The sequence below is a fragment of the Chitinophaga qingshengii genome (assembly GCF_014529935.1).
Classification (GTDB): Bacteria; Bacteroidota; Bacteroidia; order Chitinophagales; family Chitinophagaceae; genus Chitinophaga; species Chitinophaga qingshengii.
Map to the genome: position 1 here is coordinate 301,398 of NZ_JACVFC010000006.1, position 22,254 is coordinate 323,651.

The window sequence follows — 22,254 nt, forward strand, 5'->3', positions numbered from 1 at the left end:
CGATTATCATTTTGGTTGCATAGTGATTTCAAATAGTTTCATCAGCTCCGGCCCGCTGATCTGCGTAGGCTTTACCGTGATTTCATATTCTCCGGCCGGTAGTTTAATTTCCTGCAGCGATTGTGTAACGATCTCCGTTTTTTTCGCCGGCTTCACTTCCGCATTGATCACATTTTTACCGATACGGATTTCATAGGCATTACCCGGAGGCTGGTCGGTGGCGTACTTGATGCCAATGCTGAACACCGCGTCACGGGTAATACGTACTTTCCAGCTCAGGTACTGATCCATGTTTTTCCAACCCTGTACAAAATAAGCGGCTTTTTTACCATCTCCGAAAGAGAAACCCTTCCCATGTTGTATCGCATCAAAAGCCAGCAGCACGTTGTTGATACGCCGGGTATCCAATACGCGCACACTGTCGGTTTTTATATCCTTCATTTCCAGCACGATCACGTTATCCGGACTAGCCGATGCCAGGTCTCCCACCGCAATGCTTACATCTTTCGGATTGAGGCGCGTTACTTTCAGTGGTTGTTTATCCGCCAGCAGGTAGGCCTTTTCCACCTTACCCATCAAACCGCCGACATACAATGGATTACTCCATTCAAATACATGCAGATAGAGTTTATTGCCTTTCCGGGTACTTACTCCCCAGGGCTGCGGCGGCAATGGTGAGGCGGTGGTGCCGTAAATACTTTCTCCGTTTTCTTTCATCCAGCTACCGATACCATGCAGGATTAAGCTGTCCGCATTATCGATGCTGCCGTCTCCTTTGGGACCGATGTTCATTAACAGGTTGCCTCCTCTGGACGCCGCTTTAGCCATAAGCTGAATGAAGAAACGCGGTGGCTTATGACTCTTGTCATAACGGGAATACCCATACGATTCATTGGTGGTAGGAATCGCTTCCCAGTCGCCGGTAACCGGATAAAACTCCGCCGGTCTGTCGGCGGTGTTTTTATAATCCCCGAAAGAGATGCCGCTACTGCGGGCCAGTCTTCCATTGACTACCACATTCGTATCTACTGCACGAATAGCCTGTAGAATACGGATATTCTCACTCAGCGGCAGTTTATGCGGCGTATCAAACCACAGTATATCAGGATGATACTTTCGTAGCAATTCCTGTATTTGCGGTATGGATTTTTCATTGACATATTTCACCGCCTTGGGCAACAATTCCGGATGTACGTCATACCAGTTACCGCCACCATGGAGGTTCTTGTCGCCACCGGGATTGTCGTAATCCCAATCATTGCCCGGTGCGTCCGGATGCTCCCAGTCGAAGGCATGTGAGTAGTAGAAGCCGAAGCGGATACCATATTTTTTGCAGGCGGCAGACAAAGCCGCCATAGGGTCCTGCTTAAAAGGCGACTGACTGATGCTGTAATCGCCGATAGCAGTAGGATACATGGCCACTCCATCGTGATGTTTGGCGGTGATGACCAGGTAACGCATGCCTGCGTCTCTGATCATTTTTACCCAGGCATCTGCATCGAAGTGTTCCGGATTAAAATGTTTGATGAGTTGATCGGCATATTCCTGACGGCTGATTTTTTCCTTGCGCATCAGGTGTTCGGCGTAGCCAGGCACTTCTTTACCCTTCCATTCACCACCAGGAACAGAATATACGCCCCAGTGAATAAAACAGCCGAAGCGGGCTTCCCGCCACCAGGCGATACGCTGATCATGATTTTTCATAGAAGCGGTCCACCAACCGTTGACTGCCGTATCTATAGCGGCTTTATCCCTGCCGGCAGCCCGCTGCGAAAGGATACCGTCATCATCCCCCTTTACCTGGGCAACGGCAGTAACGGATATAACGCCGGCGGCTATACTCAATAATGTTTTTCTAACGTTCATCGTATGTCATAGGTTTTGCCTGCCACAGTGGGCACGTCATATTCGTATACCTGTTTCAGTGGCAGTTCCGCCAGTTTAGATGCATCTTTCACCACTGTTTTCACCGGTAACGGCAAAGGATAAAAAGGGTTGTTATTCACGCCGGAAGCAGGTTGCAATGCAGCATCATTCACCTTTACGGCTTTGGACGTACGTACGCGCAGGTTACCGCCCAGTGCGGAACGTACTACAGCGTGCGTCAGCTGACCGTCTTTCCATTCTATATCTACTTCAAAACCACCACGGGCTTTCAGGCCTTTTACGCTGCCGGAAGGCCACGCATCCGGCAGGGCGGGCAACAGGTGTATTACGCCATCATGGCTTTGTAGCAGCATCTCAGTAATACCGGAGGTAACACCGAAATTGCCATCTATCTGGAATGGCGGATGTGCGTCGAACAGGTTGGGATAAGAACCACCGCTGTTATCCGCCACGCTCACTTCCTGGCCGCCGGCGAGGAACAGCTGTTTGTTTAACATCGTATAGGCGTGGTTACCATCTTCCAGCCGTGCCCACCAATTGATCTTCCAGGATTTGGACCAGCCCGTGCCGCCATCGCCGCGCAGCAGCAGACTACGTTTAGCCGCTGCCGCAAGAACCGTATCCCGGCGGGGGTTAATGAAATTACCCGGGAACAGGCCGTACACATGAGATACGTGACGGTGACTGTCTTTCGGATCATCCCAATCCTTATACCATTCCTGTAACTGGCCATACTGGCCTGCATGGAAAGGATACATATCTTTCATCCTGTCTTTCATTTTAGCCACCATATCCGCATCCTTGCCCAGCACGGCAGCGGCGCGGATGGTATTGGTAAACAGGTCATGGATAATAGACAGGTCCATCGTGGAAGCGATGCTAACAGAACCTACTCTTTTTCCATCTATCAAAAAATTATTCTCCGGTGTAGTGGATGGATTCGTTACCCAATGGCCGTTTTCATCTTTAATCAACCAGTCAAGCATAAACTCCGCAGCCCCTTTCAGATCGGGGTACAGTTGCGCCAGCTGTTGTTTATCACCGGTATACAGGTAGTGTTCCCACAGGTGGCGGCTCAGCCAGGCGCCGCCCATAGGCCATATCGCCCATTTGGGATTACCGTTGGGATCGCTGAAATCGAAACCACCGGCGGGGTTGGTCATGGCCCAGATATCGGTGTTATGGTGAGCGGTCCATCCGGAAGCGCCATAATGAACGGCAGCGGTTACACGTCCGCGTTTAGCCATCTTATGAATAAAATCAAATAACGGCTGGCCGCATTCCGACAGGTTAGCCGGTTCAGAGGGCCAATAGTTCATTTCCGTGTTGATATTGATCGTATAGTTAGACCCCCATGGCGGCTGCATGTCTTTATTCCACAAGCCTTGCAGCGAAAGCGCGGGACCACCTTTACGGGAACCGGCAATCATCAGGTAACGGCCATACTGGTATAATAAGGTAGTCAGCTGCGGATCGCAGTTACCGCCGTTTTGGGTATATACTTTCAGACGTTCGTCGGTCGGTAATTGTTCACCGCCATCGGCGCCCAGGTTGAGGGTTACGGTATTGAATAAACGCTGATAGTCGGACAGATGGGCTTTCAGCAGGGAAGCATAGGTAGTACCCTGAGCTTTCTTCAACGGAGCAACAGCGGCAGCGGCAGGATCACCGGCCCAGTCCTCCGGATTTTTATAACTGGTACCGATAGATACCAGCAGCATGGCTTCTGTAGCGCCGCTCACGGTAATGCCGGCAGTATCGGTATTTATTTTACCACCGCTGGTGCGGGCATCCATATGCACTTCATAGTTAATGCCTTTATCGCCATAAACGATTTGTTTGGCTTCATAAGGACGGGCAGCCACGTATTCCGGGCAACGGCCTTTCATCACGAGATAGTGATGGTTGACCGCCTTGTTGGTATGTGGCATTGGATTGGCGAAGGAGGTATGAAAAGTCAGCATACCGGGTTTGCTGGCAGTATATCGTACTACCAGCAATTGCGCAGGATAACTGGAAAACACTTCCCGCGTGTAATGCACGCCTGCAGCGGTATAGGATACTTTATTAACACCTTTGGTAAGATCCAGTTCGCGACGATAATCAGTCGCTTCCTGTGGAATATCATTTTCAATGAAAAGGCTGCCCAGCGTTACATAACGGGCACTGTAGGTGCCCATCATTTTTTTCGCCAGCTTGTCAGCGTCCATATATCTCCCCTCTTTCAGCGCCTGGCGCATGAGTGGCAGCGTTTCTTTGGCCAGTGGGTTATCGCCGTTACGCGGTGTACCGGACCAAAGGAACCCTTCATTGAGTTGTAATTCTTCTTTTTGTACGCCGCCGAAAACCATGGCGCCGATGCGGCCATTGCCCACCGGCAGTGCTTCCACCCATTGACGGGCAGGTTGTTTGTACCAGAGCTTCAGCAGGGAATCTGCCGGCGGCGCGGCGTTGGCCTGCCACGAGATCAGCAGCAGCCCTATTCCGGTAAAAAGTTTTTTCATGAGCACATTGTGTTTGAGTACAGTTAATAGGTAATGGTTGTCATGCCGGTAGCTATTCCTTTCGCGGTGGCAGCTACTACAGTGCTGCCTTTGCCGCTGCCGGTGCGCAGAAAAATACAGGCCTGACCGTTAGCCAGCTGTACTTTACGGGAACCGCTGGCGGTGCCCTGATCGATGATCAGCCGGCCGTCTCCGGCTGCGGAGAAAGTGATTTCGCTGGCTGCATCCAGGCATAGTACGCCTTTTTCATCTACCGCTTTCACGCGCACTTTCCGGAGATTATTGCCGGAAAAGGATTTATCTTCTTCTACGATTAATTTCACAGGAGCTGACCAGGTATCGGTTTGATACTGCCAGGTTACTTCATCCGTAATGGTTTCTTTGCCGTTACGGGCCACTACTTTCACCTGGTTGGCGCCGGTTTGCAATGGCACCTGCCAACGCAGACCAGCAGCGGGAAAATCCTGGCTATTCCGTTTTTTCATGCCGGCGCTTTTACCGTTTACAAACAGTTCTGCTTCGGTACAATTGGAGTATACCCGTATTTCTTTCGCCTCGCCTTCCTTACCCCAGCGCACGGGCCAGCCGTGGCCATAGATATGCGCCATCGGTGTTTTGGTCCAGTACGACTGGAACACGTAATATATTTCCTTTGGCGTCAGATCTCTTGCTACAATGCCTTTTTGATTGACATAAGGAACCGGGTTTTCAGGGCGCAGCGGTGTGGAAAAATCTTTGAACACCCAATAGGCTGTACCGGTGAGTTGCGGCATGGTTTCCTGTTCCTTCAGGTGCCAGTCTACCAGGTTCACCGCGTAGGACTCAGACCAGTCACCGTCTTTAGAGGCGCGGGCATTACCGCCGGTGAGGGCAAAATCGCCGGTGCGTTCATCGGCGCCTTTTCCGGTGGCTACCTGCCGGATGAATTTTTCCGGGTCCTCCGCAAAGCGGCCCTGGTGGCTGTCAGCTCCCCATTCCGCATGGAAGAAATGTGGTACACGCGCTATTTCTTTCAGGCTTTCGGATTTATACTCTGTATAACGGCCGCGATACCAGCCAGCCCAGATGGAGGGCGAGTATACATCTACGATGTCTTTACAGAAATCGCAGCGGCGGATAGTGGTTTTCCGGGTGCTGTCCTGCTGATGTGCCAGGGTATTCAGTTCCGACATGAAGCCCCGGATTTTTTCCTTATCAAACTCCGGAAAGTCGCCAGGCCAGTCATTTTCATTGCCCAGTCCCCAAAGGATCACCGCCGGGTGGTTACGATGCTGACTGATCATATGGGTGAGCATACGGCGAGCCTGATCTTTATAGCTGTCGCCACCGAGGCCACCTCTGCACCACGGAATTTCTTCCCATACGAGGATACCGAGACTATCGCATAATTGCAGTACGATGCGGGATTGCTGATAATGCCCCAGCCGGATGAAATTAGCGCCCATGTTTTTGATAAGCAGCATTTCCTGGCGGATCATGTCTTCCGTCATAGCAGCAGCTACGCCCGCGTGATCTTCATGCCGGTGGGTGCCTTGCAGCAGCAGTCGTTTGCCGTTGAGCAGGAAGGGTCCTTGTTTTACAAATTCAAAATGACGGAAGCCGGTATGGTCTTTCCATTCCGCGGTTTCGCCGGCAGCGGTGATACGGGCAGCTATGGTATACAGCCGGGGCTGGTCGGGCGACCATAATACCGGTTTTTTCAGGGAGATGCCTGCCAGTTGTTGTTCACCTGTTTGTATATCGATATCCTGACGAATTTCCTTTACTACTTTATTTTGCGGATCGAGCACACGCAGTTCAAGTGTACCGCGGAAAACGTGGCCGGGGTTGCGGAAAGCGGCGCTGACGGAGAGTGTACCGTTATTGCCAGCAGCATCTGTCACGGCTTGTACATGCAACGTCTCAAAAGATAACGCCGGCGTATATACGAGATTAACATAACGGTATAATCCGCCGTATACGTTAAAGTCCGACATATCGGAGGGGATCATTTCCAGGTCGCGGGTATTATCGCAACGGATGGAAAGTGGTACTTTTCCTTTGAACCGTTTGGCATCCGGCGATTGCAGGAATTGTTGCACTGCCCCGGTAATATCTGCCGTCCACTCATCGTAGCCGCCGGTATGTGCCGCTACTTTTGTAGTATATACATATACCGTAGTTTTCTGCCCTGCTCCTTCGAAGTGCAGCAGTGTACGGCCGCTGTTATAGGGATTTTTGACATCCAGCAGGGTTCGGTACCAGCCGGGACCTTCGTAGTAGTTTTCATCCGGGTTCACGGCATCTGTGGCATTAAAACAATGTGGCAGGGTTACCTGTTGCCATAGCGGCACTGATTCCGGGCTGCCTTCCGTTGCCGGTCGCACGGCTTCCCAGATACCGCCGAGGTCACCCCGCAGGTATTCCCATCGTTGTGTCAGGCGGGTTGATTGTTGTGCCTCACAAAGGATAGCGCTTGCTAAAAGGCAGCCTAACATCCACCAGAATCTTTTTCTTTCCATCATGTTGGTAAATCGGTTGTTGGTCAAAATGAAACGCCGCTACTGCCATTGCCGGCGAGGCCTTCATGGCAGTTCATTTCATTGTATCACGGTGTTCCAAAAGTTGTCTGAATTTGGTTGCTGCTATTATTTTCCTGACTGCTTTCTTTTCTTTCATAACGTGTTTGGCAGCAGGTTTAAAATAGAATAGTGAAAGTTATGCAAACGGTTGCATAACTTTCACTATTATTTTGTCTTTTATCAATGGTATCTAAACTGGAACGCCGATAGCCATGATTATAGCCGATTTCGCTGATGGGCGAAGATCAGTGCGTAGCCTGCCGGTAAACCGCCCATGCGGAGCTTGTAATAGGTTCCTTTATACCAATGAATAAAAAAGTACTATGGAGCACATGGCAAATCGTGCCGATCTTCGCCCATCAGCGAAATCAGTGGTAATCATGGCCATCATAGTTCAGGTAGTTCAGGCACAAGCACAGGCAAGGGGCTTACACCAGTTATTCTTTCATGGCGTTTAAGTCAGCATTTACCGGTAAAAGTTCAGACCAGGCGTTCTTTCATGGCCTTAACAATGGCATTGGACCGGGAATTCACATCAAGTTTGCGGTAGATATTCATAATATGCGATCGCACCGTTCCCACACTAATGTGGCAATGTTCCGCAATCTGCTTATAGGTATCACCGTTGACCAGGCAACGCAGAATTTCTTTTTCACGGGGTGACAATCCATAAGGATCATGATAACTTCCGCGCTCCTTCCGGAAAAACGCCAATACCTTATTTACTGCTACCATATTTGATTGCAGCGCTGTTTCATATACCTGCGATATAAACTCTGTCAGGGATACAGGAGGAATATGATCCACCTCCAGCCCTTCCTCACGGACGGGCATCTCTGTCAGGGATTTACCTTTTTCATTCAACGTCAGCAAAATCACATTGATGTCAGGATATGCAGCTTTTACAATGCTGGCAGCTTCAATCGCAGTCAATCCAGGTATCTCTATATCCATAAAAACCAGGTTACAGATATCTTTAGCTAATTGTTGTAACACATTCGTTGATTCGCTATGCAATGCTGCAACCTCATAAACCTCCCCTTCTCCTAAATGACCAGCATTTATAGGCCGCACTTTTTTCATATTATTCCTTTTGGGTTATGTATATTTCGTATGAAAAAAATCTTCCATTTTAACCGTAAGTCTGGAAGTTGGTATGGCTGAATATTTTGTATAATGGAAAGTTCACACGGTTTCCATACCCCAAACAAATTTGAAACAATTACTAGCAGCAGTCAATCGGATACGTATATGGTTTTTCAAAAAATATTAATATACAATTTGTTCTATATTAGAGATAAAACTAACAACTAACGTGGTCAAAATCAATAATTTAAGGATTAACTGAATTACAATCAACTAGTTATCAGCTTTTTGAAAGCTGGCTATTTTTGCAATTCTAACAAATTATATTTAATCATATATATCGTATTTTAACCATTCCTACACATTTTTACACTGCCGCACTTATTTTTTCAAATTCGGTTATCCGGAACAGGTTGATGAATATTCCGGAAAAACACCCTGGATTTTGTTGGTTGTGGCCTTTTGGTCCCTGTCTTCAGCGGATTGATAAAATGCCAGGACAGTCTTACGGTTTTCAATGAGTTGTTTTCATCTGTTCTCCCCGGAAAGTCGGCTCACAGCCGCTTCGGGAATATCGTTTAATGGTTTAAGGTTTTTCAGCTGTTTGCTCCGGTATCCGGTATATATGTTGCCGTTATATCCCTGACCTCGCACATAGCTGGCTGATATGGTTGCTCCATGACTGTATTGATGACATTAAGACCTACCGGAGATACCGGTATGCTGAAGCGGAAAAGATACCTGCCATCGCAAAATTATCTTTCTTATGTTGACTAATTGCTTCATTCCGAATGTTTAACAAAAAAGAAATGGTAGGTTAAAAATAACATCTTTTTCACAAAAAGAAGTCTTTTTTCTTATAGTCATAAAAACGCAACGGCGGAAGGCCGTTAATGACCTTCCGCCGTTGCGTTTTTCATACTCTTTGCAGCCGGATACCGGCTACTCCAGCATCAGCTCGATAACCGGAATTTCAACGTCAGGCTTCCGTACGGGCACATCCACGACTAACGCGCCTTTATCGTCGCCTTTCATTTTCAGTTCAGATCCGTCATGCAGAAACTGTGCATATTTCACTTTGCCTTTTAATCCGGGCAGGGCTATACGTTGCAATGGGTAATCCAGCAGGTGCACATACAATCTTTTCGTGTCAGGATTATAAGTGAGCAGGGTGTTGTCCGGCCGCTGAATATCAGCAGGCGCTTCGGTACAACCGTAGATAGAGCGGCTGTTGACTTTCATCCAGGCGCCCATACCGGCTAACCTTTCCTGGGCGCGGGAATCGATTAGCCCACGGGAGGTAGGCCCCACGTTGAGTAATACGTTACCGCCCTTGCTTACCGATTCAATCAGCAACACCAGCAACTGTTTATTGTCTTTCCAGGTGGTCTCGTCCCGGTAATAACCCCAGGAGCCGGAAAAGGTCTGACAGGTTTCCCAGTGTACACGCTTACCGTTACGGGTAGGCCATTCGGACACCTTGTATTGCTCCGGCGTCACAAAATCGCCGCCATCATCATATTCTTCCAGGTCCAGCCGGTCGTTAATGATAATGCCCGGTTGCAGCTTACGCACCATTTTTATCAGCTCAATGGAATTCCAGTCGTTATGGTCCTTGCCATGATCACCCGGGTAAGAGAAGTCGGTCCACAGGATATCTATCTTACCATAATTCGTCATCAGCTCCTTCACCTGGTTAAACAGGTAAGTGCGGTACTTAGACATATCCCGGGCCTGATTCAGCCGCTCATATTCCTGTGCATTGTTGGTACGTTGCGGGTGTACCCGGTCCACAGTAAAGTCCGGATGATGCCAGTCAATCAGTGAATAATAGAAGCCCACTTTCAGTCCTTCTGCCCGGAAAGCTTCTACCCATTCCTTGATCAGGTCTTTTTTGATGGCGGTCTTCGTGGCTTTATAATCCGTGAATTTGGAATCAAACAGACAGAATCCCTCATGGTGTTTTGTAGTGATGACCGCATACTTCATACCGGCTTCTCTAGCCATACGCGCCCATTCGCGGGGATTGTACAGGTCCGGATCGAAGTTATCGAAGTACTTCTGGTAAGCGCTGTCCGTCATGCGTTCGTAGTTTTTAATCCACTCGTGACGGGCAGGCAGGGAATACAAACCCCAGTGGATAAACATACCAAAACGGTCATGCAGCCACCAGGCCAGCCGCTTTTCTTTTTGTTCGGGTGTTTCGTTAAAAATCTTTTTTTGTGCCTGTACCTGTATTTGCAGGCAGCACAGCAGGGTCATAATGGCGAATGTCAGCTTTTTCATAAATAAGCATTAAATGGAGTTGTTGATTAAGGTTTATTCGGCCACCAGCCAGGTATATCCGGAGGCAGGAATCGTCACTTTCACATGGGCGGTATACTGACGGTCAAGGGTATACGTTTTCAACGGGCCTTCTTTCTCCCTTATTTTTACGGTTTGGGCAAGACCGCTATAATACAGTGGCAGCGCTATCTCCCGGGTAACAGGCGCCGTTGTCGGATTGTACAACATCACCATTGCTTTCTGCGGCAGCGCGGCGCTGATATGCATGATACCATCCCAGTCACGGCCATCAGGGCGACGCAGGTGTATCACATCTGTATTGAGAATATCACGGTATTTTTTATACCAGCTCACCACCTGCTGCACCAGTTGACGGGTCTTGTCAGTGTCATACAAGCGCGGACCACGGTAACAGGCCTGTACCCCTGCACCATAATACTGCATCATCAGCTGTTCATAGGTATCGAGGTGCTCTTTCAGCGGCTCCAGGGTAGCATCGGCTCCGCCGCCATGGTATTCACTCAACGGCACAAATCCCCAGCCCATGGAGGGTGTTTTTTCCCAGGTGCCATCAAAAATATTTTGCCGGTTAAGGATCAGCTGTTCTGTCCGGGGCAATGAAAAATTCACCTCCCGGTATCCCAGCGCGATTTTGTTGGTACCATCCATGAAATACCAGTCAGGTGCGTTGATATATACACCTTTCTCATTCAGGAAATGATATAACCCTTTTTGCAGCTGCATTTGTTTCCATTGGGAGTCCTCTTTGCCACTGTGACCGGGATGCGTGGAAGAAGCGCATACATCGCCGGGATAAGGGCCGTCGTTTTCGAAGATATCGAAGCCGGTGGTAGTAATAAAATATTTTAATTTAGCCAGGTAGCTAAGTCCCCATTTGCTGCCCAGGCAGGGTGCGTTGCCAAAGAAAGCCCCACCGGGTTTACCGGTAGCAGGATTAATCACATCATCTTCATCACTGATACGCCTGCTCGAAAACAGGGAGTAACCGCCCAGCATCACTTTTTTACTATGTGCATAATCTGCCAGGGCTTTGTATTTCGTGATATTGGCCGCACTGGTGTCTTCCATATTGAGACCACTGCCGAAGCTAAGTATCACGCCTTCATAACCGGTGGCCGCACATTGGTCGATGATGTTTTTTACTTTCACCGGATCAGTACTCACCAGGTGCATGAAGATGGGGTTTTCCGTTGTCCAGGGCGCCAGCGTGCGGTACATCCGGCGTTTGGCCAGTCCGTTGCGTTCGCGGTCATAACCATCGAGCAGCAGTTCATAGGTACGGATAGACTCAAAATGTTCACCGGCAGCCAGGGTAATACCTACCGGCACTTTAGGATGTACTTCCAGCAGGCAGGGAGTAAGCAGGTCGTAATTCACCTGCGAGGTGTAGGTACTATCTGTTTTCCAGTGAGTGGTTTGATCGCTGAGGCTCGCTGTCATAGCGTTGTTGAACGAGTAGTTACTTTCCACGTATATGCCATGGGGTGTTTTAATCATCTCCGGACGGCCTACCACGGCAGATTCTTCTTCCGGAGTGGCCAGTATTTCGTTTACTACCTGGTCCAGCCTGAGCGTTTGTGCGGTACCGTTAGTTATCTCCAGCCATTTGGATAACAGCGGGATACCATCAAATACTTCGTAATGTACTTTCACCGTAACGCCCTGTAATTCCGGCGCCTGGGCTTTATAGGTGAAGATCACCGCTTTACCCGTGGCCTGGCGGGGATTGGAACACCAGCGTGCTGCCTTCCAGTTCAGCACCGGCCGGATATCCGTCAACTCGTGACCGGTATAAATAAAATCATTACTGCCAGCCTGTAGCTGATCGAGCCAGGCGGGCAACAGATAAGCGTTTTGACGCTGACCGGTAGCGCCGCCTACCTGGTAGGCGTGACCGTTGATAAAGAGCCGGGCTTCCGGTTTTACGGCGCGCAGCAGTTGTTCACCGCTCACGAGGTTACGGTAATCCGTACAGATAACGTTAGGGGCCGTACGAAAACTGCGGCTTAGCAGTCCGTTGCCGAGCACGATCGTTTTTTCTTTTTCCGTAGCGGTAGCGGTAAACCCTTTGGGGTTTACCAGCCAGTCATGGGCCGGCGTTTTCACCTGTGCTGTTGCCAGTGAGGCATACATGCCTGCTGCCAATAACATCAGGGAGGGCATTTTTTTCATTGGTCACTATGATTTTAGCATCTGTTTATTTCACCGGTTGCAATATGATCTTTCGCAACCGGAACAATTCCTTTTTGTTGCCCGATACCGGCTTTACGGTCAGGTTATGTTTTCCGGGTTTATCTATATGCAATATACCCACGGCATGATGTATAAACATCAGCGGTTGGTGGGTATCATAATTGCCGGCAAACAATGTCAGGAAGGGCAACTGCTGGCCATTGAGCGTTACCACGCCCTGTTGGGTAGCGCTTGCCTGATCACAGGCGTAGTCGAGGATCACTTTATAATCGCCGGTATCCTGTATATCGAGTGGAAACACCAACGCATCTTCCGGAGCGGTCATGTCGTAAGCACAGTTATCATGTTTCCAGTCACCGAAATAATGTGACCAGGTAAACAGTTTGTTTTTCGCAGCGCCATTGTAAACAGCCCATACAGCCGGTATTTCCGCCGCTTTATATTGGTTGCTGACGGTTTGGGTACGCAGCTGTGACAGATCGGACTGCTGACCGTCGTATTCCATCACGAGCACTGTATTGCGTGTATCCGGCAGCGTTACCGGCAGTTGTACTGTGGTTTCGCCAGGTTGCTGGGTAAAGGTCAGCGTTTGCCGGGTGCCCAGTATTTTAATGGATTTCACTTTCGCATCTACACCCGGGATACGCAGTTTCCGGTTGGCTGGCGTCTCCCATACATGCAGGAATAATTTACCCGGTTTGCTGGTGGTAACGCCCCAGGGCTGTGCCGGGATGAGGCCATAGGTAGTACCATAAATACTTTCACCGTATTGTTGTAACCATTTACCCGTAGCTTTCAGGTAGTTGATGGAGTACTGCGGCCATTTACCGTCTCCGTCCGGACCAACGTTCAGCATCAGGTTACCCCCTTTGGAAGCTACGTTGGACAGGAGGTGTATGATTTCTTCGGGAGATTTAAAGTTGAGATCATGCTGGATATAACCCCAGGAATCGTTGTGGGTATAGATAGATTCCCAGGCGCCGTCGATGGGTACCGGCGGCACCTCGGAGTCGCCGAAATCGCGGTAGTCGCCCAGTCCGTGCCCTACCCTGCTACTGAAAAGGCAGTTAGGCTGCAGTAGCCGCAGACTGTCAATCATCCGTTTGGTTTGTTCAGGCGTGAGTCCTCCCGGCATATCGAACCATACCAGTCCCAGCGGGCCGTAGTTGGTGAGCAGTTCTCTCAGTTGCGGGATGGATTTGGTGCGATAATATTGCTGGTAATCTTTGTCTTTTGTTTTGAAGTCCCAACTATTGCCGCCGCCGTTAGGTTCGTGCCAGTCGAGGAATTGGGAGTAGTAGAATCCGAACTGTATGCCATTATCACGGCAGGCCCTGGAGAGTGCTTTCATCGGATCTTTACCGTAGGGAGATGCCTTTACGATATCGAAGTCGGTTACTTTCGAGTCGAACATGCTGAAACCTTCATGATGTTTAGCCGTGATAACGAGGTATTTCACACCTGCTTCGCGGGCTATGGTAGCCCATTCGTCAGCGTCGAAGCCTTGCGGGTTGAATGTTTTGGCGACCTGTGCATATTCCGCCGCCGGTGCTTTGGCGCGGTTCATGATCCATTCACCGCTGCCGTAGTAACTGCTGTCTTTCCAGCGACCGCCGAGTTTGGAGTATAGACCCCAGTGTATAAAAAGTCCAAATTTGGCTTCTGTAAACCATTTCAGGCCCGGGTGGGTGGGGTTACCACCTGATTTTGTCCACATGTCGGGCATATCCTGCGCAAATAGAGCAGAACACAGACATACCGTCCATAGCAACAGTGCAAATCGTTTCATAACGCTGAATTTTTTATAGCATCGGTCAAAAAATATACATAAGCAGCGGCATCTGCAAGTGTCTGGAAAATGCTATCAGGGATAGGGAAAATGCTACAAGAAAAGGTAGCGTGGAAGACTATACGCCGTATTAACGAACGGTTAACCAATTATTCAGCATGTAATTTTTATCTTCGGTGCCAGAAGTTAAGAATGTACCCTGCATGATAACTTCCTCAACCATAACAATCATCTTATTCAAACATATTACTAGGCTTCAATTTCGATTATTACATCTGTCAGTGCTCTACATTTCTGCAGATGACATGTGAATGTTTTTCAGGCCCTTGCTGCATTGTCACAGCGAGGGCTATTTTTTTGCGGGAATGGGAAACGGGAAGTACTGCTGTTGTATTGCAGTTGAGGCGTATTACTACGACGATGTTTCTCATGTTTGTTAATACTGGTAACCGCGAACCTGTGTAGCGCCACTTTATTGTACATTTAGCGTATAAACGCAGATCCAGCAATGCCCCTCTCAGAGCAATTTGCTACCGGTTATGTTATTTCAAGGGATGGAACAAGGATTGGTTATAGACAAACCGGGTCCGGACCGGGCGTTGCGAAGAAACAAACCGGCGATGAGGTGACCTATAAAGCCTTAATACCGACCATGCATTACGATCTCATACTGGTAGGTGAGTCACCCCAACTGATAGACCAGTGTAAAGACATTAAAGCAGCCATGCTACTGATGGGTGGAACCAGGAGTCAACGTTATCTTAAACTGGCACTGGATACGTTAAGTACTGCTTTGCCTGCGGCAAAGCGTATAACATTTCGCTGTTTGGGACATACCGCCGCTGATAACGATAATAGTCCCGAAAAAGTTGCCAAAGCGTTAATGGACTTTTTTCAATAAGGCATCTTCCCTTAAGTTGACTGGTTAAGGCATTCGGGCTACAAAGCAAAACAGTCTCCCCGTTAACTGTTGCTGACAAACATATTGCGGCTGTCACCATCCGGTGGTAGCGTTCAACAACGCAGTGGGCGTGACTTTCCTGGCGCTGCTTATTCCCTGATATCATTTATGGTCTGTCAGCAGGCGCTTTCCCCGAGGGGAGTTGAGCTATACCCTGCCGATCTCCCTGCCACATCATCCTTTCAACGGCTCTCGTTTATCATGTGGATAACGTTTGTGGATAAACCGTTCATTTCACCTTTCCCAATCGTCAACCAGGCATACCACCCTCTCTACAGTCAAGGCTTCCGAAGGTTATCAACACTCCTGTGGATATCGTATGTGGATACCTGTTAATAACTGTGGATAAATAACCCAAAACAGCCAATCCTTATCCATAAAGGGTTTCAGTCAACCTCAACAGCATTTGCATTTGTTAATCCGAGGGCGTTAAGATTCTATTAACTAAACCAGCGGGGATTGCCAGTAATATTACGGTCCTAACACTGCGTTATGAAAACCAGTAACAAATGAAATGCATACATCTAACAAATATCTCAGCTAAACCCCAATCGGCTTGTCCAGGCCAGTTGGATTTTTTTTCTAATTATTGTTATCTGCCGGCATGGTTTAAACCGCAGCACTTTATAGGCTACGGCAGGTTATCATAGAACGTTGCTTTTTCGGTGCATTTATAGTCGTTATTCTTCTCTTTTCCGGCTTATCTGAGTTTGCCTTTCTCCAGATTTCCCCTCCCTCACAAACACTTTTTACTGAATAAATATTCACTTATATTTGTATCGTGAAATTGAAAGACGATAAGAAGTATGCCCGTATTTTCGGGGCTGTGCTCAAGCTGGTAACTAAAAAGGGGCTGGCCGGCATGACCATGGGGGATATTTCAAAAGAAGCAGGTATTGCTACCGGCACCCTGTATGTTTATTTCGATAATAAGGATGCGCTCATTAATGCGTTGTTCGCTGCCTGCCGGGAGAATTCCGTTATGGTATCCTTCCGGGGATATGATGCACAGCAGCCATTCAAACCCGGCTTCCGGAGCATCTGGATGAATATACTCCGTTACCGGCTGCACAATTTTGAAGAGTTCATCTTCCAGGAACAGTGTTACCACTCTCCCTACATTACTGCCGCTACCCGTGAAAAAGCGCGACAGCTGGCTGAACCGCTTTATGCGCTGATAGCCAGGGGACAAAAGGAACAACTGATCAAAAACCTGGAACCGGATATATTGGTCGCCTTTATTATCGGCGCCATGAATGAACTGGTGAAACAAATCCACTACACCGGATCAACACTCACCAAAACAAGGATGAACACTACCTTCGACCTTTGCTGGGACGCTATCAAAGCCTGAGAACAGATCATAAATGAATAATTATTCACAAATAAATACACCGCATATGGCAGAAATATTGATCGCAGTTGACCTGGGTCCTTTCTCTGAACACGTGATCAACACAGGTGTCGAGCTGGCCAACCAAATGAACGCCTCCATCACACTGTTCACCGTGATCGAAATCAGCATGGGCCTCGGCCTGCCGGAAACCGGACCCGTATTTACCGATGACATACAAGGCAGGATCAAGGAAGCAGAAGACATCTTACAAGGCTACAAAGACAAGTACCCGGCTGCCAATATCAACATCCGTGTAACAACCGGCAATCCGAAAAATGAAACGCTCGATGAGGCACACGATGTACAGGCAGCTATGCTGATCGTCGGTACCCATGGACGCACCGGACTCAATCACATGCTGGTAGGCAGCACGGCAGAATACATCATCCGCCATGCCCGTATACCCGTACTCGTGGTTCCCTACAACAAAGAAGAACACTAAGTAACAATACTTCCAGACAACAGCAAACGGCCCTGTCTGTTGCAGATATCCCGGCTTCGGCCGGGATTTTTTTTGCGGCCAACCTAACGGGAATGCGTATATTTATATTGAATTAGTTACCGCCGGATCATTGCACCCCAACCATCCTACAGCCCCAAAACCGGGTCCTATACTGCTTTGTTTCCTTATTCCAATCACCCCCTCAAATTTCATGTGCATGAAAAAGAACTACCTATTTACTATGGCGCCGGTATCCATGTAAAAGCCATTGCCCTCCTGGATGTTCCCGGCTGGCGGATACTCACACAGGAATATCAGCAACCCCTGCCTACGCGTAGCTATTACTCGCCGGATATACATTCCTATCTCGCCAGAGGCATATACTTCCTGCAGTTCTTAGATGAAAATGGGCAAACTATACATACCGAAAAAATCGTATTAATGGAATAGCCCAGATATTAAAATACGCTTAAACTCCCTGCTATACGCGGGTTTACACCAGTGAGAAGGTTAACTTTGCAGGTTGACAACAAAATCAAAGTATTACCATTTACCATGCCTTTTGAAAAAAATATCCTGTCTGCAGCTTTTTTGCGTAAGCTCCATTGGAAGGAGTTGCTGGCGCTGTTATTTATCCTGTTAGCCATTTATTTTTTCCGTTCCCAACGCCATGAACTGAAATCCCTGGTACCCGCCATTGAAAAGGCCGACCGGGTTTGGGTGATCATTGGCATCGCTGTCACCGGAGTGTATATCCTGCTACAGGCGCTCATGTATGTATTCAGTTTCCGCGCGGTGCGCTCCAAACTGAACACTTACCTCGGCACGGAATTGTTTCTGAAGCGCAACCTCCTGTCCGTATTCCTGCCGGCTGGCGGTATCAGTTCGCTGGCCTATGTACCCCAAAGCCTCCGCCGGGCACAGCTGCATAAACAGCAGATACACCAGGCTTCAGGCATCTATGGTTTTATCGGTATCCTTTCCGTGTTCCTGGTGGGCATCCCGGTAGTGATGTATGCCATGCTGCACACCGGCAGTATGAAAGATGCCGGCTGGGGACTGGCAGCTATTTGCCTGTTGCTGGGCGTGGTGGTATGGCTGGTGCACTCTATGCAAACCAAGGGCAAGGTCTATCATTTGCTGATCCGCTATTTTCCGGCTACTGCACATAAGGTGGATGAGATGTTTACCTTCCATTTATCGGTGCCTTCTTTTATGTATACGGTACTGGCCTCCGTGCTGATTGAAGTGGCCGGTGTGGCCCACCTGTATCTCAGTATGCTGGCCACGGGTGTAACGCCCTCCCTGGAAGCCGCCTGTGTGGGCTATATTGTGGCCACTATCTTCCTCATCATATCTCCCTTCCTGCGCGGACTGGGCGCCATTGAACTGTCGCTTGCCTACCTGCTCAGCAACTATGGTTATACGACACTCCAGGCCCTGGAGATCACGCTGTTGTTCCGGTTGTTTGAGTTCTGGTTACCACTGGCCGCTGGTATGGTAGCTTTCGCCCTGAAAGGTCGGGAACTGGTGCTGCGATTGCTTCCTCCTATCCTGATATTTTTGTTGGGGATGGTCAACATATTTTCCGTACTCACGCCACCGTTAGCCTATCGTATGCACTTGTTGCGGGCATATATTCCCGGCACTTCCATACATGCGTCTAACCTGCTGGTGGTGTTTTCCGGGCTGATCCTGCTGGTAACGGCCACCTTTCTTTTCCGGGGCCTGCGCAGCGCATGGATCGTGGCTTTGTCGGTGTCGTTAATATCTGTATTCGGTCACATCAGTAAAGCGCTGGATTATGAAGAAGCCAGCCTGGCACTGGTGACCAGCATACTGTTGCTGATAACTGCCCGGCAATATCGGGTTAAAAGCAATCCTCAACTGGTGAATATCGGCGTTGTCACGGCCGTAGCCACTTTCCTGCTGGTACTCTTTTTCGGGACCATCGGGTTTTATTTTCTGAACGTGCGCCATTTTGGTATTGACTTTACCTGGCAACAATCCCTCCGCCATGCTTTCCACTGTTTTATGTTGTTGGAAGATGATGGCCTGCAGCCTGTCACCCGTTTTGCGAAAGAGTTTATGTCAGCCATCCGGGTACTGGGTGTCAGCGCCTGGGCTTTCCTGTTTTACACAATCATCCGGCCCTACCTGCATGTATCACAGCATACCACCACTTCTCTCGAAAAAGCCCGCTTCTACCTCAGTCAATATGGCGATTCGCCCATGGACTATTTCAAGGTAGGACAAGATAAAGTGCTCTTTGTATCTGATCAGTACGAAGGTTTTATCGCTTACCGGGTAGCCAGCAGTTTTGCCATTGTGCTGGAAGAGCCGGTTTGCAGCGAAGACAATAAGCTGTTACTGCTGGAAGAATTTGAGCAACAATGTAAGAAGATGGGCCTTCGGCCCGCTTTTTACCGGGTAGATGAAGATAGCACCTATTATTTCAGCCAGCTGAAGAAGAAAAAAATGTTGATCGGACAGGAAGCGATTATGGACATCCGTGATTTCACCTTAAGCGGTAAGGATAAAAAATCCTTACGGAATGCACTCAACAGCCTGGGTAACAAGGGTTATGTAACGCAGCTGCATCCGGCGCCACAGTCGCCTGCCATGTTAAGCGCCCTGAAGGTTGTCAGCGATGAATGGCTGGCACAATACGAGGTAAAGGAGATGACGTTTTCACAAGGTCTCTTTGATGCTGCTGCCATGCGTGACCAGGATGTCATCACGGTGACCGACGCAGAAGGCAATATCGCGGCGTTTCTCAACATCATCCCCGATTATGCACCCGGTGAATGTACCTATGACCTGATCCGCAAGCGTACCAATGCGCCCGGTGGTGTCATGGATGCGTTGATCATCGCATTGATACAGGACGCCCAGGGCAAGGGCTTACAATTCCTCAACCTGGGAATGGTACCGATGTCCGGCATCAGTCAACCGGAGAACACCGCCGAAAAAATGGTGAAATATGCCTACGAAAAACTCCGTTTCTTCCGTCATTACCAGGGGTTACGGGAGTTCAAGGATAAGTACGCCACTATGTGGACCAACAAGTACCTGATTTACGAACACGACTTCGATCTGCTTCAGTTACCCACCGCCCTGAGCAAGGTGATGCAACCCTGAGTAAGGAACAGATTTTGATTTAGAGGAAGGAGATATCTTTGTATATGCTAACCAGAGATTTATTACAGACAGGCAAATGGTGGCTGATGGGTTTATTACTATGCACCGCTATACAATTGCCGGCACAAACCAATGTGAACAAATTACCCGTACAGGTGAAGGCGCCTGTCGCCGGCAGCACCGCTCCGCTGATTCTATATATTACAGGAGATGGTGGCATGAAGAAGTTTTCTGTCAACATGATAGATGCTTTCCAGCAGCACAACTATCCGGTGATAGCGCTCAATGCCCTGAAATATTTCTGGAATAAAAAGACGCCGCAACAAGCAGCTGCCGATGTAGCGGAGCTGATCCGGCATTATCAGTCCGCCTGGAATATCAACAACGGAGTGGTGCTGATCGGGTATTCCTTAGGCGCCGATGTGTTGCCGTTTATCTACAATCAGTTACCCGGTAATATTGAATCCCAGGTTACCCAGGTGGTTTTTTTATCGCCTTCCCGCTTTACCGATATGGAAGTCCATATTTCTGATATGCTGGGGCGTTCTGCCAATAAAGGCATGAATGTTACCGCAGAGATCAACCGTATCACCAATAAGCCGGTTTTGCTGGTCTTTGGCGCCGGGGAGAAAGACTTTAACCTGGCTGATCTTACCGTGCCGCATTATCGCAAGCTGGTGTTGCCAGGCGGGCATGCCTATGATGAAGATGCCAATGGGGTAGCGGGGAAGATTTTGTCGGCGATTCGTTGATTTTAGATTTTAGGAGATATATGGTTTCCCGTGGTACCGGGGGCAGACGCCTTCGGTGCCACGGGATTTTTTATTGATAATCTTCTTCCGATAGCTGGCCTTGCATCATCACTGCTGTCAGCTTAGCGCGGCCTTCCCGGTTCAACGGTATTTTCGTATCAGCCACCATCACGTAATCATCTCCCACTTTTGTAATATGGCGGAAGGCCACTACAAACCAGTGGTGTACGGGCAGGAATGCATCCTGTGGGAGTCTGGACATGATCCATTCCAGTGTTTCCGTGGTAGCGAGGCGTTTGTCGGGAAAGTGTAGCAGGATATGGTCATCCATCACTTCGAGGTATTGCAGTTCGTTGTACGGTATTTTTTCGTGCCGGTCACCGCACCGGAGCATAAAGTAATCCTGGGACATAACATTTGTTTTGGTGTCGTTTTAAAAAAGATTTCGGTATCATAAAGATAAAGGAAGCAGGTGACTGGAGAGAAACCTGCGTGTAATCTAAAATCTAATCTAAACCGCGTTATAAAAAAGTCGTTTTATGAAGCACCCGGGTTGAACCGATGAAGGGACAAGCGGGGTTATTTTTCAACTTGGTAAATATGAGAGGAATAAAGCAGTTATATGTTAACCACTTGTAAATATTTTAAGCTTAATAAAAAAATGGACAGGACAGGAATGTATTCCCTGTTGACTGTCCATTTTTCATGAATTTAACAAAAGATTTGTACAGGAGGTTTGTCTAAACCTGCCGTGTGTAAATCTTAGGCCCACTGGGGGCGGCTGAAGCGCAGTAACAACTTACCGGTGATCTGGGAAGCTGAATGGGCGCCGACTTTTTACCAGAGATTGATCAGGAGGAGCATCATTACAGCACCAGTAGCGGTAACAAGGTTCTTGGAGAACCGGATGTTGAAACCACCTTTTTCTGAGTAGTAATAACTTTCCTTGTACCGGTCGTACTCAATGGGAGCACCTAACTCCTTCATCATTTTGAGGAATTCATAGAGTGTTCGTTCGGAAATACGAAGCCGCTTGGCTAACTGAGCGGGTTTACCGGTCCCTTTGATCCTGATTAGGTAATCAATGGTTTGTAGTCGATCAAAATAACGCTTTGGCATGTGGCATAGAGGGGCTTAACGGTTATATATTGAATTTACGATAATAACTAAGATTAAACCAGAATTCGCATATATATATTTTATTATAAATATTAGTAAACTGATTTAAACGGGTT

General features: G+C 48.5%; 15 protein-coding genes. 6 read left to right on the forward strand and 9 right to left on the reverse strand.

The window, feature by feature from the left end:
* Positions 1 to 6: 6 nt before the first annotated feature.
* The 7 genes from ICL07_RS30735 to ICL07_RS30765 all read right to left on the reverse strand — a co-directional run bounded on the left by ICL07_RS30735 (position 7) and on the right by ICL07_RS30765 (position 14,327).
* Entirely contained in the window at positions 7 to 1,866 is a 1,860-nt protein-coding gene (locus ICL07_RS30735; RefSeq protein WP_188091882.1) for an alpha-L-fucosidase, read from the reverse strand.
* Positions 1,863 to 4,391, reverse strand: a complete 2,529-nt coding sequence (locus ICL07_RS30740; RefSeq protein ID WP_188091883.1) for a glycoside hydrolase family 95 protein — start codon at positions 4,389 to 4,391, stop codon at positions 1,863 to 1,865. Before ICL07_RS30740 ends, ICL07_RS30735 begins: the two co-directional genes overlap by 4 nt.
* 23 nt (positions 4,392 to 4,414) lie before the next feature.
* Complete coding sequence (locus ICL07_RS30745; RefSeq protein ID WP_246485211.1) at positions 4,415 to 6,895, reverse strand: glycoside hydrolase family 2 TIM barrel-domain containing protein; 2,481 nt, start codon at positions 6,893 to 6,895, stop codon at positions 4,415 to 4,417.
* Between the two features lie 537 nt (positions 6,896 to 7,432).
* Positions 7,433 to 7,906 (reverse strand): response regulator transcription factor, encoded by a 474-nt coding sequence (locus tag ICL07_RS30750; RefSeq protein ID WP_188091884.1) that lies wholly within the window; start codon positions 7,904 to 7,906, stop codon positions 7,433 to 7,435.
* 1,074 nt (positions 7,907 to 8,980) lie between these two features.
* The gene (locus ICL07_RS30755) at positions 8,981 to 10,324 is read right to left on the reverse strand and encodes an alpha-L-fucosidase (RefSeq protein ID WP_188091885.1); all 1,344 of its coding nucleotides are present in this window, start codon (positions 10,322 to 10,324) and stop codon (positions 8,981 to 8,983) included.
* Positions 10,325 to 10,357: 33 nt separating this feature from the next.
* Entirely contained in the window at positions 10,358 to 12,517 is a 2,160-nt protein-coding gene (locus ICL07_RS30760) for an alpha-galactosidase (RefSeq protein WP_223152149.1), read from the reverse strand.
* A gap of 25 nt (positions 12,518 to 12,542) precedes the next feature.
* Positions 12,543 to 14,327 carry an alpha-L-fucosidase gene (locus tag ICL07_RS30765; protein ID WP_188091886.1) on the reverse strand — a complete coding sequence of 595 codons (1,785 nt, stop codon included), beginning with the start codon at positions 14,325 to 14,327 and terminating at the stop codon, positions 12,543 to 12,545.
* Between the two features lie 508 nt (positions 14,328 to 14,835).
* Here ICL07_RS30765 and ICL07_RS30770 point away from each other — a divergent pair.
* The 6 genes from ICL07_RS30770 (at position 14,836) to ICL07_RS30795 (ending at position 21,019) form a co-directional block, all read left to right on the forward strand.
* Positions 14,836 to 15,228, forward strand: coding sequence for a hypothetical protein (locus ICL07_RS30770; RefSeq protein ID WP_188091887.1), 393 nt, complete (start codon positions 14,836 to 14,838; stop codon positions 15,226 to 15,228).
* Positions 15,229 to 16,069: 841 nt separating this feature from the next.
* Positions 16,070 to 16,642 carry a TetR family transcriptional regulator gene (locus ICL07_RS30775; RefSeq protein ID WP_188091888.1) on the forward strand — a complete coding sequence of 191 codons (573 nt, stop codon included), beginning with the start codon at positions 16,070 to 16,072 and terminating at the stop codon, positions 16,640 to 16,642.
* Positions 16,643 to 16,688: 46 nt separating this feature from the next.
* On the forward strand, positions 16,689 to 17,126 hold the full coding sequence (locus tag ICL07_RS30780; RefSeq protein WP_188091889.1) for a universal stress protein: 438 nt from the start codon (positions 16,689 to 16,691) through the stop codon (positions 17,124 to 17,126).
* A gap of 213 nt (positions 17,127 to 17,339) precedes the next feature.
* Positions 17,340 to 17,576, forward strand: a complete 237-nt coding sequence (locus tag ICL07_RS30785) for a hypothetical protein (RefSeq protein ID WP_188091890.1) — start codon at positions 17,340 to 17,342, stop codon at positions 17,574 to 17,576.
* 105 nt (positions 17,577 to 17,681) lie between these two features.
* Positions 17,682 to 20,267: a phosphatidylglycerol lysyltransferase domain-containing protein gene (locus tag ICL07_RS30790; protein ID WP_188091891.1), complete on the forward strand. Its 2,586-nt coding sequence runs from the start codon at positions 17,682 to 17,684 to the stop codon at positions 20,265 to 20,267.
* 44 nt (positions 20,268 to 20,311) lie between these two features.
* Positions 20,312 to 21,019, forward strand: a complete 708-nt coding sequence (locus ICL07_RS30795) for an AcvB/VirJ family lysyl-phosphatidylglycerol hydrolase (RefSeq protein ID WP_188091892.1) — start codon at positions 20,312 to 20,314, stop codon at positions 21,017 to 21,019.
* Between the two features lie 70 nt (positions 21,020 to 21,089).
* Here ICL07_RS30795 and ICL07_RS30800 read toward each other — a convergent pair whose 3' ends face one another.
* Both ICL07_RS30800 and ICL07_RS32850 read right to left on the reverse strand, forming a co-directional pair.
* The gene (locus tag ICL07_RS30800; RefSeq protein WP_188091893.1) at positions 21,090 to 21,431 is read right to left on the reverse strand and encodes a LytTR family DNA-binding domain-containing protein; all 342 of its coding nucleotides are present in this window, start codon (positions 21,429 to 21,431) and stop codon (positions 21,090 to 21,092) included.
* Between the two features lie 425 nt (positions 21,432 to 21,856).
* Positions 21,857 to 22,009 (reverse strand): hypothetical protein, encoded by a 153-nt coding sequence (locus ICL07_RS32850; RefSeq protein WP_246485218.1) that lies wholly within the window; start codon positions 22,007 to 22,009, stop codon positions 21,857 to 21,859.
* Positions 22,010 to 22,254 lie beyond the last annotated feature (245 nt).

Coding starts and splice junctions, on each gene's coding strand:
- ICL07_RS30770 (WP_188091887.1), top strand. CDS start 14,836: ATGCCCCTCTCAGAGCAATTTGCTACCGGTTATGTTATTTCAAGGGAT.
- ICL07_RS30790 (WP_188091891.1), top strand. CDS start 17,682: ATGCCTTTTGAAAAAAATATCCTGTCTGCAGCTTTTTTGCGTAAGCTC.
- ICL07_RS30760 (WP_223152149.1), bottom strand. CDS start 12,517: ATGAAAAAAATGCCCTCCCTGATGTTATTGGCAGCAGGCATGTATGCC.
- ICL07_RS30740 (WP_188091883.1), bottom strand. CDS start 4,391: ATGAAAAAACTTTTTACCGGAATAGGGCTGCTGCTGATCTCGTGGCAG.
- ICL07_RS30800 (WP_188091893.1), bottom strand. CDS start 21,431: ATGTCCCAGGATTACTTTATGCTCCGGTGCGGTGACCGGCACGAAAAA.
- ICL07_RS30780 (WP_188091889.1), top strand. CDS start 16,689: ATGGCAGAAATATTGATCGCAGTTGACCTGGGTCCTTTCTCTGAACAC.
- ICL07_RS30795 (WP_188091892.1), top strand. CDS start 20,312: ATGCTAACCAGAGATTTATTACAGACAGGCAAATGGTGGCTGATGGGT.
- ICL07_RS30750 (WP_188091884.1), bottom strand. CDS start 7,906: ATGGATATAGAGATACCTGGATTGACTGCGATTGAAGCTGCCAGCATT.
- ICL07_RS30745 (WP_246485211.1), bottom strand. CDS start 6,895: ATGATGGAAAGAAAAAGATTCTGGTGGATGTTAGGCTGCCTTTTAGCA.
- ICL07_RS32850 (WP_246485218.1), bottom strand. CDS start 22,009: ATGATGAAGGAGTTAGGTGCTCCCATTGAGTACGACCGGTACAAGGAA.
- ICL07_RS30755 (WP_188091885.1), bottom strand. CDS start 10,324: ATGAAAAAGCTGACATTCGCCATTATGACCCTGCTGTGCTGCCTGCAA.
- ICL07_RS30765 (WP_188091886.1), bottom strand. CDS start 14,327: ATGAAACGATTTGCACTGTTGCTATGGACGGTATGTCTGTGTTCTGCT.
- ICL07_RS30735 (WP_188091882.1), bottom strand. CDS start 1,866: ATGAACGTTAGAAAAACATTATTGAGTATAGCCGCCGGCGTTATATCC.